At 59.6% G+C, this 14,135-nt stretch carries 13 protein-coding genes; 11 read left to right on the top strand and 2 right to left on the bottom strand.

Annotated elements, in window-relative coordinates:
* The first annotated feature begins 130 nt into the window (after positions 1-130).
* The 7 genes from F9C28_RS02695 (at position 131) to F9C28_RS02725 (ending at position 8,202) form a co-directional block, all read left to right on the top strand.
* Entirely contained in the window at positions 131-1,081 is a 951-nt protein-coding gene (locus F9C28_RS02695; protein ID WP_199013620.1) for an aldo/keto reductase, read from the top strand.
* Positions 1,082-1,419: 338 nt separating this feature from the next.
* On the top strand, positions 1,420-3,702 hold the full coding sequence (locus tag F9C28_RS02700) for a catecholate siderophore receptor Fiu (RefSeq protein ID WP_199013627.1): 2,283 nt from the start codon (positions 1,420-1,422) through the stop codon (positions 3,700-3,702).
* Between the two features lie 47 nt (positions 3,703-3,749).
* Positions 3,750-4,427, top strand: a complete 678-nt coding sequence (gene ybiX / locus F9C28_RS02705; protein WP_199013628.1) for a PKHD-type hydroxylase YbiX — start codon at positions 3,750-3,752, stop codon at positions 4,425-4,427.
* Positions 4,428-4,740: 313 nt separating this feature from the next.
* Positions 4,741-4,989, top strand: coding sequence for a hypothetical protein (locus tag F9C28_RS02710; protein ID WP_199013630.1), 249 nt, complete (start codon positions 4,741-4,743; stop codon positions 4,987-4,989).
* Complete coding sequence (locus F9C28_RS02715) at positions 4,986-6,527, top strand: sodium:solute symporter family transporter (RefSeq protein WP_233148871.1); 1,542 nt, start codon at positions 4,986-4,988, stop codon at positions 6,525-6,527. Before F9C28_RS02710 ends, F9C28_RS02715 begins: the two co-directional genes overlap by 4 nt.
* Positions 6,511-7,458: a GntR family transcriptional regulator gene (locus F9C28_RS02720; protein WP_199013632.1), complete on the top strand. Its 948-nt coding sequence runs from the start codon at positions 6,511-6,513 to the stop codon at positions 7,456-7,458. Before F9C28_RS02715 ends, F9C28_RS02720 begins: the two co-directional genes overlap by 17 nt.
* 21 nt (positions 7,459-7,479) lie before the next feature.
* Positions 7,480-8,202: a creatininase family protein gene (locus tag F9C28_RS02725; protein WP_199013634.1), complete on the top strand. Its 723-nt coding sequence runs from the start codon at positions 7,480-7,482 to the stop codon at positions 8,200-8,202.
* 9 nt (positions 8,203-8,211) lie between these two features.
* Here the strand turns inward: F9C28_RS02725 and phnX are convergent, their stop codons facing one another.
* Positions 8,212-9,021: a phosphonoacetaldehyde hydrolase gene (phnX, locus tag F9C28_RS02730; protein WP_199013635.1), complete on the bottom strand. Its 810-nt coding sequence runs from the start codon at positions 9,019-9,021 to the stop codon at positions 8,212-8,214.
* Positions 9,022-9,029: 8 nt separating this feature from the next.
* Positions 9,030-10,136 carry a 2-aminoethylphosphonate--pyruvate transaminase gene (phnW, locus tag F9C28_RS02735; protein WP_199013636.1) on the bottom strand — a complete coding sequence of 369 codons (1,107 nt, stop codon included), beginning with the start codon at positions 10,134-10,136 and terminating at the stop codon, positions 9,030-9,032.
* Positions 10,137-10,287: 151 nt separating this feature from the next.
* Here phnW and phnR point away from each other — a divergent pair, with 151 nt between their 5' ends.
* From phnR to F9C28_RS02755, 4 genes are all read left to right on the top strand, one after another.
* Positions 10,288-11,007: a phosphonate utilization transcriptional regulator PhnR gene (gene phnR / locus F9C28_RS02740; protein WP_199013724.1), complete on the top strand. Its 720-nt coding sequence runs from the start codon at positions 10,288-10,290 to the stop codon at positions 11,005-11,007.
* 128 nt (positions 11,008-11,135) lie between these two features.
* Complete coding sequence (locus F9C28_RS02745; protein ID WP_199013637.1) at positions 11,136-12,149, top strand: 2-aminoethylphosphonate ABC transporter substrate-binding protein; 1,014 nt, start codon at positions 11,136-11,138, stop codon at positions 12,147-12,149.
* 4 nt (positions 12,150-12,153) lie between these two features.
* Positions 12,154-13,263 carry a 2-aminoethylphosphonate ABC transport system ATP-binding subunit PhnT gene (gene phnT / locus F9C28_RS02750; protein ID WP_199013638.1) on the top strand — a complete coding sequence of 370 codons (1,110 nt, stop codon included), beginning with the start codon at positions 12,154-12,156 and terminating at the stop codon, positions 13,261-13,263.
* Positions 13,264-13,270: 7 nt separating this feature from the next.
* The gene (locus tag F9C28_RS02755; RefSeq protein WP_408641431.1) at positions 13,271-14,134 is read left to right on the top strand and encodes a 2-aminoethylphosphonate ABC transporter permease subunit; all 864 of its coding nucleotides are present in this window, start codon (positions 13,271-13,273) and stop codon (positions 14,132-14,134) included.
* The last annotated feature ends 1 nt before the right edge of the window (position 14,135 follow it).

Genomic DNA, 14,135 nt, shown 5'->3' on the forward strand with positions numbered 1-14,135 from the left:
TAGTCCACCGGCGCCATCCCCGCCAGTATATAAAACGTACGTTTCAGGCCGTGCTCAGGATGCGCCGCCTCTGCCGGGTGTCGGTTACCAGGACGGTATCGCCGCGCCGCCGCAACAGGAGAACAATACGATGCAACAACGTACGCTGGGTACGACGGGGTTATCGATTCCACCACTGGTATTCGGGGGTAACGTCTTCGGCTGGACCGCTGACCAGGCGCAAAGTTTTCGTCTGTTAGATGCCCTGCTGGAGCGGGGATTAACGGCAGTGGATACCGCCGATGTCTATTCGGCCTGGGCGCCCGGTAACCGGGGGGGAGAATCGGAAACCATTATCGGTAACTGGCTGGCGGCACACCCCGGTGCCCGGGATAAAATCACCCTGTTCACCAAAGTCGGGGCCGATCTCGGCGGCGATAAAAAAGGGCTTTCTGCCCGCTGGATAAACCAGGCGGTAGAGGATTCGCTGCGCCGTCTGCGCACCGATTATATTGATTTATATTTCTCCCACTGGCCGGATAAAGAAACCCCGCTGGATGAAACCCTCGGCGCCTTTGATACATTACTTAAGGCCGGGAAAGTGCGGGCGATTGGGGCATCCAACCTCAATGCCGACCAGCTTCAGGCGGCGCTGACGGTGGCCGACAGCCAGAGCCTGCCGCGCTACCAGGTGTTGCAGCCGGAATACAATCTGTATGACCGCGCCAGCTTCGAGGGAACCCTGCAAAAACTGTGCGCCCGGCAGCATATCGCCGTGGTGACTTACTACAGCCTGGCGTCCGGTTTTCTCTCCGGTAAGTACCGCCAGCAGAGCGATCTGCAACAGAGCCAGCGCGGTTCACGGGTGGCGGACTACCTTAACCCTCGCGGTATGGCGCTGCTGGAGGCGCTGGATCAGGTTGCCGAAGAGCACAATACTCGCCCGGCCCAGGTAGCACTGGCGTGGTTAATTAATCGCCCGGGGGTTACCGCCCCGATTGCCAGCGCAACGCGTGTTGAGCAACTGGATGACTTTGTCGGCGCCCTGGCGCTGGAACTGACCCCACAACAGATGGAACGGCTCACCCGGGCCGGTGCATAACACCTGCCGCTGCCGTTGTAGCGCAACGGCAGCGTTCTTCTCGCGCTCATTCTTGTTCTCGTCCTCGTTCTCGTCCTCGTCGCCGTTATTCCTGCGCTGCCTGTCGCCCCGGCACCCGCTTTCCCGCTGATACGGCAAATTTTCACATTATGTAAACAAATGTATTTATTTTTTGGTTAATGAATGGTAAACAATGCAACGCAAATGATAAGTAGTATCACTATCATTTACATTTAACAGGCCGGTACGCCGTTTCACCTGCGTCTTTCACTCCCCGGTATACGGGGAACTCGCCGCGCCGGCATTACATTAATTAAAAAAATAAGCTACTCATTGATATGGAAAAACATCGCAATTTACCCTTTGGCAGCCGGCATTCGCTGACATTCTTCACGGGCTTATGTATTGGTTTAACCCCGCTGGCTCAGGCAGCAGAAAAAGAGCATCAGGCAGACGACGACACCCTGGTGGTGGAGTCAGCCCCCCCTTCCCTGTATGCCCCGAAACAGTCAGCGGACCCTAAATTCACCCGCCCGGTGGCCGATACCACCCGTACCATGACCGTGATCCCGGAGCAGGTGATTAAAGATCAAGGGGCCACCACACTAACAGATGCCCTGAAAAATGTCCCCGGCGTGGGGGCGTTCTATGCCGGGGAAAACGGTAATACCTCCACCGGTGATGCGATTTATATGCGCGGGATGGATACCTCAAACAGTATTTATCTCGACGGTATCCGGGATATCGGCACCGTCTCCCGGGATGTGTTTAATACCGAGCAAGTCGAAGTGATTAAAGGGCCCTCCGGCAGTGATTATGGCCGCAGCGCCCCTACCGGCTCGATCAATATGATCAGTAAACAGCCGCGCCTCGACACCGGGCTGGATGCCTCTGTCAGTGCCGGGAGCGCCTGGTTCCGCCGCGGCACCCTGGACGCCAACCAGGTCATCAATGACAACACCGCGTTTCGGCTGAATTTAATGGGCGAAAAAACCCACGACGCCGGCCGGGATAACGTCACCAATGAGCGTTATGGGGTCGCGCCGTCGCTGGCTTTTGGCCTTGATACCTCCACCCGGCTGTACCTTAACTACCTGCATGTGCACCAGCACAACACCCCGGACGGCAATATTCCGACCATCGGCCTGCCCGGGTATTCAGCCCCGTCGGCCCGTACCGCGGCGCTGAACAGTTCCGGCAAGGTCAATACCAGTAACTTTTACGGCACCGACTCGGATTACGATAACTCCACCACTGATACCGCCACGATCCGCTTCGAATATGATCTGACAGACACCACCACCCTGCGTAATACCACCCGCTGGTCGCGTATCAAGCAGGACTATATTCTGACCTCGTTTATGGCCGGTGACAGTAATATCACCATGGGTAACCCTAATGATGTCGGCACCTGGAGCATGGCCCGCTCGATGAATACCCGGGATGCCAATAACCGCATTCTCACCAACCAGACCAATATCACGTCAAGATTCAGTACCGGCAGTATTGGCCATGATGTCAGTGCCGGGGTGGAATTTACCCGGGAGACCCAGACCAACTACGGGGTGAATGCCCTGACCGCGCCGCCGGTCAATATTTACTCGCCGTCGAGCAGCGTTAAATTGCCGGGGCTGGATCGCAATGGCGCTAATGCCAATGGCCGCACTGACACCTTTGGGATCTATGCCTTCGACACGCTGCAAATCACCCGCGATATTGAACTGAACGGCGGGATCCGTCTGGACAATTACCACACCGATTATGACAGTTCCAGCCAGTGCGGCGGCACCGGCCGTGGTGCGGTGGTTTGCCCACCGGGAGTGGCTAAAAACGCGGTGGTCAAAACCGTGGACACGTCTGACTCCGGCAATCTGGTGAACTGGAAAGCCGGGGCCCTCTACCACCTGACCAAAAACGGCAACCTGTATATTAACTACGCGGTTTCCCAGCAGCCGCCGGGGGGGAACAACTTCTCCCTTGCCCAGTCCGGCAGCGGCAACAGCGCCAACCGGACGGACTTCCAGCCCCAGCGGGCAAAAACCACCGAGATAGGCACCAAATGGCAGCTGTTTGATCAGCGCCTGCTGCTGACCGCCACCCTGTTCCGCACCGAGATTGAAAACGAAGTGGAAGCCAACGACGATGGCACCTATTCCCAGTACGGTAAAAAGCGGGTGGAGGGCTATGAGTTATCCGCCCAGGGAAATATCACTGCGGACTGGCAAGTGATGGGGGGTTACACCCTGCAGCACGCCAGCATCAAAACCGGGGCCGATATCACCCAGGACGGCAGCAGTGGCCTGCCCTACACCCCGGAGCACGCCTTCACGATGTGGAGCCAGTACCAGCTCACCAGTGACCTCTCCATTGGCGGCGGCGCCCGCTATGTGGGCGGCATGAAACGCGGCACCGACGGCGCAGTCGGCACCCCGTCCTTTACCGAAGGGTATTGGGTTGGCGATGCGAAACTGGGTTACCGGGTTAACCGCAATCTGGATCTCCAGCTCAACGTCTATAACCTGTTTGATACCAACTATGTGGCCTCAATCAATAAGAGCGGCTACCGTTATAAACCCGGCGAGCCGCGCACCTTCCTGCTGACGGCCAACGTCCATTTCTAATCTGTAAGCGGGATGGTGCAGGACGCACCATCCCCGGAGATAGCGCCATGATGTATCACATTCCCCGGATTTTATCTGCCGATCAACTCTCCTGGTTCAGCGAGCAACTGGCCTGCGCCCAGTGGATTGATGGCCGCGCCACCACCGGTGATCAGGGGGCGAAAGTGAAAAATAACCAGCAGGTGGATACCCGGACCCCGCAGTATCAGATCCTGCAATCCCGGGTGCTGGAAGCCCTGGATGCCAGCCCGCTGTTTTTCTCTGCGGCCCTGCCGCGCACGATTTCTCCGCCGCTGTTTAACCGCTATCGCCAGGAAGAGACCTACGGTTTTCATGTGGATGGCGCGGTGCGCAGCCACCCAACCGCAGGCTGGATGCGTACCGATTTGTCCGCCACGCTGTTCCTTAGCCACCCGGACAGCTACCAGGGGGGCGAGCTGGTAATTAACGACACCTACGGCCAGCACCGGGTAAAACTCCCCGCCGGGGATCTGGTGCTCTACCCTTCCAGCAGCCTGCATTGCGTAACCCCGGTTACCGGTGGTGAACGCGTTGCGTCCTTTATGTGGTTACAGTCGATGATCCGCAGCAATCAGCAGCGGGCGATGTTGTGTGATCTCGATAAAAATATTCAGTCCCTGCGCGCTAAATTTGGCGAGGGGGAGGAAGTGTTGTCACTGCTGAATATGTACCATAACCTGCTGCGCAGTTGGTCTGAGCTTTAGCGCCAGAGATCCCGTGGCGGGCGCTGATCCCGCCGATCGCCTGTGTTTCCGGCCCGCACTCCCCGCCGTTTACCGTTATCTCTCCTGCCTTGTTTCTGTCTTGCTCCCGGGCCATCGCGATGTTGAATCTGGGTTATCACCCGGGTGAGCCACATCGGGCAACCGTACTGATACCGTTGCTGTCCTGCGAAGGCCATTCGATGTTTTGCGGATTGTTGGGCCTGTACGCAACCGTTATATATGGCTGTCGTTATACCCTGCTTGACAAAAAAAACCGAAAACTTACCCCGTTAGCAACACATGGACCCCGTAAATGGACATCACAACAAATGGTTTTGAGAGGCGATGGTTCGCCGTTTTTATGGCGATGTATCTGCTGATAATCTTGCCACTGCCGCTGTTTTTTAATACCCACTACGCCGCCGGGTGGCTGGGGGTGCCGGTCTTTATCTATGGCTGGCTGATCCATGGCACCCTGGTGGTAGGGCTGATTGCGCTGTTCGCCCGGCAATGCCTGGGGCGCCCGGAATACCAGGACAGCCCCGGGGAGGCGGCGCCATGAATGCTAGCCCACTGGTTTTGCAGCCCGATCCGCTGCCGTTCTACACCACTCTGGTGCTGTTCTTGTTGCTGCTGGGGATGATTGGCTGGCGGGCCGCCAGGGCCACCCGCTCACTCAGTGATTTCCTTGTAATGGGGGGCAAAGCCGGGGCTGTGGTGGGGGGCTTCGCCTACTTTGCCAGCCAGTACAGTATGAGCACCTTTATGGGGGTGCCGGCCATGACCTACAGCACCGGTTTTGCCGGGATGAGTATCTCGGTGCCGGGGCTGGCATTTTCAATGATCATTCCGGTGCTGTTTGTCGGCCGTAAACTGATCCTGCTGGGCAGACGCTACCGGATGCTGACCATGAGCGACTACCTGGCAGATCGTTATGAATCCACCGGGATCCGCGGGATTCACGCGGTGATGTGCGTCGCCTTCCTGCTGGCGATGATGGGGGCCCAGACCGTGGGGGCTGGGGTTATCCTGCATACCTTTACCGGGCTACCGGAATGGGTGGGGGTTATCGCCATGGGGGTTATCGTCATCCTGTATTGCATGACCGGCGGAATGACCGGCGCCATGATGACGGATGTGTTGCAGGGGGCGCTGATGGTGACCACCGCCGTGGTCACCTTTCTGGTCTCGGTCCAGGCCGGGGGCGGGATTCAGGCCATCACCACCACCCTCAGCGAGACCCTGCCCGGCCACCTGACCCACCCGGGCACCAACGGCAACTTCCCCTGGCAGACCTATGCCTCGATGATCGTGATGTGGAGCTTTTTCACCATCGGCCAGCCGACGCTGTTCACCAAATTCTTCACCATGAACAGCTACCGCACCATGTTTAAAGCGGTGCTCCTTGGTACCCTCGGCATGTTGCTGTCCGCCACCCTGATTGAGTGGGCCGGGGTTAACGCCGCCACCTTTATTCACGGCCTGAAAGGCAGTGACGCGGACTTTATTGTGCCGATGATCCTCCAGCAGCATGTCTCCCCGTGGATCTCCGCCCTGTTGATCACCGGGATCGTCTCTGCGGGGATGTCGACGATCTCCGCCCTGCTGGTGGTGTGCACAGGGGGGATAACCCGGGACATTTACCAGAACCTGTTCCGCCCCGCCGCCAGCGAGCAACATATTCTGCGCTTATCGCGGCTCTTTACCGTGGTGGTAGGGATTGCCGCGATGATCATTGGCATCATCAAACCGGACAGTATTTTCTCACTGATCCGCTTTGCCTTTGGCGGGCTGGGGATCTGGGTCGCCCCGGTAATCCTCGGGATGTACTGGAAGCGCGCCAGCCGCACCGGCGCCATTTGTGCGGTGATCATCGGTGAAATCGTCTATGTCAGCGTCAGCCTGTGGTTCCCGCATACCACCTTCGGCTTTGATCCGCTGATCGTCTGCTGGGCGTTTACCATGCTGGTGATGGTGGTGGTCAGCCTGGTCACCCGCCCGGCATCGCCGCAAACCCTGGCACGCCATTTTGATCTTGCGCTCCCGGTCATCGGGGAACAGGCCGTCACGGCGAGGGGGAACCATGCCAATCACCATTGATAAACACCTGCCTATCGCTATCCAGTCACAAATTGTCGGCGCCGTTGAGTACAGCATGATGGCCGGAGAGTTACGCCCGGGAACGTTGTTACCCTCGGTACGGGCCCTCAGTAAACAGCTGGGGGTCGCCCAGCTGACCGTGAGCTACGCCTACAATACCCTCAAGGGGATGGGGCTTATCAAAACCATCCCCGGTAAAGGCACTTACCTGATGCGGGAACGCCAGGGGGAACTGTCCGGCAACCAGCACGAGAAGCTGCGCCAGCGTTTTATGCAATTACTGTCAGAGGCGCAGTCCCTGGACATCAACCCGGACTTTTTTCAGCACTTGCTGACCCGCCATACAGAAAACAGCCTGGAACTGAGCTGCCCCATTGCCTACGTGGGCAGCTCGAACCGGATGAATAGGCAGTATCTGGCGGCAATTGGCCAAACCCTGGGAATGACATTGCAGGCAGATAGCTACACCTTCGCCGATTTTCGGCACCTCGATGCCGAAATTCTCTCCCACTACGGGTTATATCTCACCCTCCCGCACCGGGTGCCGACGCTACGCCAGCGTCTGGGGCGCCATGTGCCTATCTACGCCCCCTGGCTGACCCTGTCCCCGGAAACCTGCCAGAAGCTGAACCATCTGCCCCAGGGGATGCCGCTGCTACTGGTGGCCAACTGTGTCCGGTTCCTGCCCACCATGCTGCGTGGGGTCAGGCGCCACGCGCCCCAGGCAGGGATTATCCGCGCCGCCACCCTTGATGATGGCGATATTGCCGATCGGCTGACTAGCGCGCCGGTGGTTATCTACAGCACCGGCTGCCTGCAATGCATTCAGCAATATCCGCTCCACGGCATCATGCTGGAGTACCGCCATATTCCGCACCCGGAGTATCTGCATAACGAACTGTCGCCCGCATTACGCCAGCTGGCGCAGTAACACGGTAAATAAGGGGGTAAAATGCAAATTGCCAATATGAACTGGTTCCAGCTCGATACGTACCTGAAGCACGATAACCGGGTGATCCTGCCGCTGGGCAGTACTGAGCAACATGCCTGGCTGAGCCTGTGTACCGATCATATCCTCGCGTCCCGGCTGGCTAACGAAGTGGGTGATTTGTGCGGGGTGCCGGTTTACCCGGGCCTGCCCTTTGGGATGGCCCCCTATTTCAGCGCCTTCCCCGGGACTATCTCCCTCACCCCGGACACCTACCAGCGGCTGATAAGCGATATTCTTACCAGCCTGTACACCAGTGGCTTTCGCCGCATCCTTATCATTAATGGTCACGGGGGAAACAGCCCGGTCCAGGCCCAGATCCACCACTGGCTGAACCAGCACCCCGGGGCCCGGGTGCTGTTACACAACTGGTGGTCAGCCCCCCACACCCGCCGCCAGGTGCAGCACTGCGCCACCAATGCCAGCCACGCCTCCTGGATGGAGAACTTCCCCTGGACCCGTCTGGCCGGTGTGACACTGCCGGACCATGAAAAACCGGCCCTCGACGTGGCCCAACTGGCCCAGCTCCCTGCCGGGGCGGTGCGGGAATATATTGGCGACGGCAACTATGGCGGCCAGTACCAGCGCAGCGACGAAGAGATGCTGGCCATCTGGCAAACCGCCCGCCAGGAGACCCGGCAACTGCTGGAGCACGGCTGGGTAGAGCCAACAGCCGGACAGCGCTGATCGCAACACTCAGGGGCGCTCACCCCGCGCCAGGCGGCGGTTGATCTGGGCAATCACCCCGGGCAACTCCGCCAGGGTATCCACCACATAATGGGCCCCGGCACGGTAAAGCGTCTCGCTCGCCTGCTGGCGCCGCTGGGCCACCTCCGCGGCGGACATATTCTGATACTCCTGCCAGGTGGCGCCGAACGCGTTACCGGACAGCGCCAGCCCGAGGGTCCACATCCCGGCATTCAGCCCTTCGGCAATCCCCGGTACCGCATCGTCCACTTTGATACAGTGGCTGACGGCATCCACCCCGAGGGCGATGACATTTTCCAGCGCCATCCACGGCCCGGGGCGACCACCGGCGGCCAGATCATCGGTGGCCACCCAGTGGTCCGGGGCATACCCCTGTTGTGCGGCAGCGGGCACCAGCGCCTCCATCACCGCCCGGGGATAACCGGAACAAGAGCCGATGCGGATCCCCTGTTCACGTAACTGGCGGATAGTGTCTGTCACCCCGGCGATGGGGGTGGCAAAATCCACCACTTTGCGGATTTGCAGCGGCATAAAAGCCGCATAAATGGCGTCAACATCCGCGTGGCTCATGGGCCGCCCCAGCGCGTTCTGCCAGCGGGCCGCCACCGACGGTAACTTGCCGAGGGCGTCAATATGTTGCCACTTACCCAGCCCCATCGGCACCCGGGCCTCTTCCAGGGTTATCGGGATACCGAATGCCTGATGAAACGCCTCCACAAAAATAGACGTCGGCGCAAAGGAGCCAAAATCGACCGTGGTACCGGCCCAGTCGAGGATCACTGCATTAATCTGGTTCATAGGAGGTCTCACGCTAGCCAGTACATGGATTGTTTAATCGCGCTCAGCAGCGCCGCGATATCTGCCGGGTACACTTCGCCGATATTGCCAATGCGGAAGCAGTCACTTTGCGAGACTTTCCCCGGATAGATAACAAAACCCCGGGCTTTCAGGCGCTGGTAGAATTCGGCAAAACGCCACTGAGGATGCTGCGGGGCGCGAAACGCGGTAATAATCGGTGAGTGCTGGTCCGCCTCCAGCAGCGGGGTAAACCCTAACTGGCGCATCCCGGCGACCAGTTGCTGCTGGTTGTGGCAATAGCGCTGATGGCGGCTGGCTATCCCGCCTTCATCGGCCAGTTCGCGCAGCGCCTGAGCAAAAGCCAGCACCGTGTGGGTGGGGGAAGTAAACCGCCACTTGCCGTGGTTATCCTCCATACAGCGCCACTGGTCATACAGGTCGAGGGACAGCGAGCGGGAGCGCCCGGCACAGCCCGCCAGCGCCGCCCGGCGGGCAATCACAAACGCAAACCCCGGTACCCCCTGGATGCACTTATTGGCGGAGCTTATCAGGTAGTCAATATGCAGTTCGGCTACGTCCAGCGGGATAGCACCAAAGCTGCTCATCGCGTCGACGATATAGCCTTTGCGGTAGCGCTGCGCCAGTTCAGCTATCTCGCGGATGGGGTTGAGCATACCGGTGGTGGTTTCACAGTGCACTATGGCGATATGGCTAATAGCCGGGTCCGCCAGCAAATACTGTTCTGCGGCCTCCACGGCAGGCCGGGAGACCTCACCGCAGTCATACAGGGTATGGGCAATCCCCATGCGGCCCGCCATTTCTGCCATCCGCGCCCCGTAGGCGCCGTTACTGATAATCAGCAGCTTATCCTGTGGCGCCAGCACCGTCCCCAGTACCGCCTCCACCGCATAGCTGCCGCTCCCCTGGAGGAGCACGGCGGTGTAGTCATCACGGGCGGTGGTTGCCAGACTCACCAGTTGCTGGCGAATGGCCTGCACCACCCCCAGATTGTAATCGTCATCCCAGGTACAGCTGTCCACCAGCATCGCCGCTTTTACCGTAGGCGAGGTGGTCAGCGGGCCGGGGGTCAGCAGCAAATAGCGTTGTTGATTCATATTGTCACCATTGGTCTATACCAGATGCGTATTATCATGGATAAATCTTGCGCACCGGGTCAAAGGAAAAATGGCGCTGAAATAAAAAATTCATCTGGCGATGTATACTGTTGCCCATCGAATCAGCCATCTATCGGGGCAGTAAGTGACCATGAAACCAGCGGCGGCGGAGACCCCCCACTACTTAGTAATCAAAGCCCAGATCCAGGCGCGTATTCAAAACGGCGCCCTGAAAAGCGGGGATAAGCTGCCGTCTGAGCGGGAGCTGTGCGCCATTTTCAATACCACCCGGGTAACCATCCGCGAAAGCCTGGCCCAGCTGGAGTCCAGCGGCGCTATCTACCGGGCGGGCCGGCGCGGCTGGTTTGTGACCCCGGAACGCCTGTGGATGGACCCGACCCAGAACACCAATTTCCATAAGCTGTGCCGCGAGCAGGGCCGCACCCCGGAAACCCGCCTGCTGCACGGCGTAGTTACCACGGTACCCGGCGAGGTGATGGCCCCGCTGCAATTACAACCCTTTGATCAGATTTACCTGCTGACCCGTCTGCGCCTGGCAGATGGCCGGGCAATCTGTTACAGCGAAAATCACTGCCTGCCCGCCCGGGTACCGGAGCTGCTCAACCACGATCTCAACGGCAGCCTGACCGAGGTATACGAGGCGAACTACGGGCTGATATATACCAGTATGCATCTGTCGTTTTACCCCACCGCATTACCGGCCCAGGCCGCCCAGGCGCTGGGGGTGATGGAAGGCCGCCCGGCGCTGTTACTGCAGCGGCTGAATTACGATCAGCACGGTAGGGTGCTTGATTTTGATATTGAATACTGGCGTCACGATAGCCTGAGAATAGAAGTAGACACTCACTAACATTACCGAAGCCCCCCCGCGCGCACCGGATACCGGGAAAATGAGGTTGCGGTCATTTTCCTGTCATAAAAAACCGTTAGCCTGGAATAAATTCTGGTATAGACCAATTATTCTAGCGAGGTATAAACATGAAAGGTTCCGTGCGCATGCTGGTTGCCACCCTGGCGCTGGCCACGTCCCCTGTCTGGGCGGCACCGGTGGTTACCGTTTACTCTGCCGATGGCCTGCACGACGGCGATAACAGCTGGTATCAGCAGCAGTTTGCCGCCTTCACCCGCGCCACCGGCATTAGTGTGCAGTATGTGGAGGGCGGCTCCGGTGCCATTGTCGAGCGGCTGGTCAAAGAGCGCAGCAACCCCCAGGCCGATGTGCTGATCACCGTCCCGCCGTTTATCCAGCGGGCCGATAGCCAGCAGTTACTGGCGCCGTTTACCCCCCAGGGAGCTGACCAGATCCCGGAGGCCACCGGCCATTACACCCCGCTGGTGAATAACTACCTGAGTTTTATTTACAACCGTCAGCACCTGTCCCAGCCCCCCGCCACCTGGCAGGCCCTGCTGGACAGCCAGTTTCGCAACAAGCTGCAATACTCCACCCCGGGCCAGGCCGGGGACGGCACCGCAGTGATGCTGCAAGTCTTTAACAGCCTCGGCAGCAAAGACGCCGGGTTCGCCTACCTGGCACAGTTACAAAAAAATAATGTCGGGCCCTCTGCCTCTACCGGCAAGCTGACCGCCCTGGTCAATAAAGGCGAGCTGTATATCGCTAACGGTGATGTGCAGATGAACCTGTCACAGATGCAGCGTAACCCCAATGTCGGGATCTTCTGGCCCGCCGACAGCCACGGCCAGCGCAGCGCCCTGGCGCTACCCTATGTGATTGGCCTGGTGGCTAACGGCCCGGAGAGTGACAACGGCAAAAAGTTGATTAACTTCCTGCTGGATAAACCCGCCCAGATGCAGGTCAGCGCCCTTTCCTGGGGGCTGCCGGTACGCGGGGATATTACCCCCACCGACGACCACTACCGGCAAGCCCACCAGCTGATGGCCGGTGTCACCCCCTGGAGCCCGGACTGGAACGCCGTCGCGACTACGCTGGCGGCGGATATTGCCCGCTGGCGCAGCGTGACCGGGGAGGAGTAACCCTATGCTGATGAAACGCCGGAAAACACCAGCAACCACCGCCCAGCAGAGCGCCGGCATTGTGCTGGAGGAGGTGCGGGTCTCCTACCACGGTAATACGGTACTGAAACCCCTGTCGCTGAACATCGCCCCCGGAGAAGTGCTGGCGCTGATTGGCCCTTCGGGCTCCGGGAAAACAACAGTGCTGCGGGCCGTGGCCGGTTTTGTCCAGCCGGCCGCCGGGCGCATTTTCATTGGCGGCCAGGATGTAACCCATTTGCCCCCCTGGCAGCGGGGGCTGGGGATGGTAGTACAAAACTACGCCCTGTTCCCCCATATGCGGGTCAGTGACAATGTGGCCTTCGGGCTGCGGGCCCGCAAACAGCCTGCGGCGCTGATCGCCGAACGGGTAGCAGAAGCCCTCACCATTGTGGGGATGGCGGATTATGCCCAGCGCTACCCTCATCAGTTATCCGGCGGCCAGCAGCAGCGGGTCGCGATTGCCAGAGCCATCGCGGTGCGCCCCCGGGTGTTACTGCTTGATGAACCGCTGTCCGCCCTGGATGCGCAGATCCGCCACAGTATGGTGGAAGAGATAGCCCGGCTGCACCAGGAGCTGCCGGAGCTGACCATCCTCTATGTCACCCACGATCAGAGCGAAGCCCTGACCCTGGCAGACAACATCGGCATTATGCAGGGCGGCGATATGGTGGCCCACGGGGAGACCCAAAGCCTGTACCGCCACCCTCCCTGCCGGTTTGCGGCGGAGTTTCTTGGCCGGGCGAATATTCTGCCCGCCACGGCGCTCTCTGCCGGTAACGGGCCGGGCATCATTGATATCAGTTGCGCCGGGGCGGTGATCCGTGGCTATGCCACTGGCCCCCACACTCCGGGGAATAAACTGCTCTGTCTGCGCCCCCAGCATATTAGCCTGGCCCCGCGATCGCCCCACAGTAACCGGCTGACCGCCCGGCTCTCCGCCGTGAGCTGGCAGGGGGAGCTGACCCACCTGACCTGTGACGTACAAGGTAACGCGCTACGGCTGGTAGTCACCCAGACCGACGGGCTTCCCCGCCCCGGAGAGACGCTGACCCTGTGGTTTGAACCGGACGATGCTGTTCTGATTGAGGTGTAACATGGCGCTGTCACAGGTATTTACCCTGCCGGGCCGTCTGCGCTTACCGGGTGGCTGGCTGGCCTTACCGCTGCTGGTGCTGGCGGTACTGTTTTTTTACCCGCTGCTGTTGATTGCCGGCCAGGCGCTGCATGACCCGGCGGGGGCATTAAGTTTCGCCTCCGTTGAACAGGTGCTGGGCTCCCGGCGCTTTGGCCACGGGCTACTTAACACGGTGCAGATAGCCCTGTGCGCCACCGTCGGCTGTCTGGTACTCGGCACGCTACTGTCATTGATTCTGGTCTTTATTCCCTTCCCCGGCAGCGGCCTGATTGCCCGGGTAATTGACACTATTATTGCCCTGCCGACGTTCCTGATAACCCTGGCATTCACCTTTATTTATGGCTCCGCCGGGCTACTCAATGGCGGGCTGATGTCGGCATTTAACCTGCCCCTGCCGCCGGTCAATTTTCTCTATTCGATCTGGGGGGTCATTCTGGCTGAAATTACCGTTTTCACCCCGCTGGTGATGCGCCCGCTGATGGCCGCCCTGCGCCAGTTGGATCGCAGCCAGCTTGAGGCCGCCGCCATTCTTGGCGCCACGCCGCTGCGCACCGTGCGCCAGGTTATCCTCCCCGCCGCCCGGCCCGCACTGCTGGCCGGGGGCAGCCTGTGTCTGCTGCTGACCACCAACGAATTTGGCATTGTGTTGTTTATCGGCGCCAAAGGGGTCACCACCTTACCGATGATGGTGTACAGCAAGGCTATCCTCGAATCTGACTACACCGTGGCCTGCGTGATTGCGCTGATCAATATCGCCCTCTCCCTTGGCCTGTTTACCCTGTACCGTCTGGCGGCCCGCCGCGCCGCCCACAGCACAACAAGGAGCTAAC

It is taken from the genome of Shimwellia pseudoproteus (assembly GCF_016415625.1).
Classification (GTDB): domain Bacteria; phylum Pseudomonadota; class Gammaproteobacteria; order Enterobacterales; family Enterobacteriaceae; genus Shimwellia; species Shimwellia pseudoproteus.

Bases quoted from the DNA above. Each gene is read 5' to 3' on its own strand.
- F9C28_RS02695 (WP_199013620.1), top strand. From the start codon at position 131: ATGCAACAACGTACGCTGGGTACGACGGGGTTATCGATTCCACCACTG.
- F9C28_RS02700 (WP_199013627.1), top strand. From the start codon at position 1,420: ATGGAAAAACATCGCAATTTACCCTTTGGCAGCCGGCATTCGCTGACA.
- ybiX (WP_199013628.1), top strand. From the start codon at position 3,750: ATGATGTATCACATTCCCCGGATTTTATCTGCCGATCAACTCTCCTGG.
- F9C28_RS02710 (WP_199013630.1), top strand. From the start codon at position 4,741: ATGGACATCACAACAAATGGTTTTGAGAGGCGATGGTTCGCCGTTTTT.
- F9C28_RS02715 (WP_233148871.1), top strand. From the start codon at position 4,986: ATGAATGCTAGCCCACTGGTTTTGCAGCCCGATCCGCTGCCGTTCTAC.
- F9C28_RS02720 (WP_199013632.1), top strand. From the start codon at position 6,511: ATGCCAATCACCATTGATAAACACCTGCCTATCGCTATCCAGTCACAA.
- F9C28_RS02725 (WP_199013634.1), top strand. From the start codon at position 7,480: ATGCAAATTGCCAATATGAACTGGTTCCAGCTCGATACGTACCTGAAG.
- phnX (WP_199013635.1), bottom strand. From the start codon at position 9,021: ATGAACCAGATTAATGCAGTGATCCTCGACTGGGCCGGTACCACGGTC.
- phnW (WP_199013636.1), bottom strand. From the start codon at position 10,136: ATGAATCAACAACGCTATTTGCTGCTGACCCCCGGCCCGCTGACCACC.
- phnR (WP_199013724.1), top strand. From the start codon at position 10,288: ATGAAACCAGCGGCGGCGGAGACCCCCCACTACTTAGTAATCAAAGCC.
- F9C28_RS02745 (WP_199013637.1), top strand. From the start codon at position 11,136: ATGAAAGGTTCCGTGCGCATGCTGGTTGCCACCCTGGCGCTGGCCACG.
- phnT (WP_199013638.1), top strand. From the start codon at position 12,154: ATGCTGATGAAACGCCGGAAAACACCAGCAACCACCGCCCAGCAGAGC.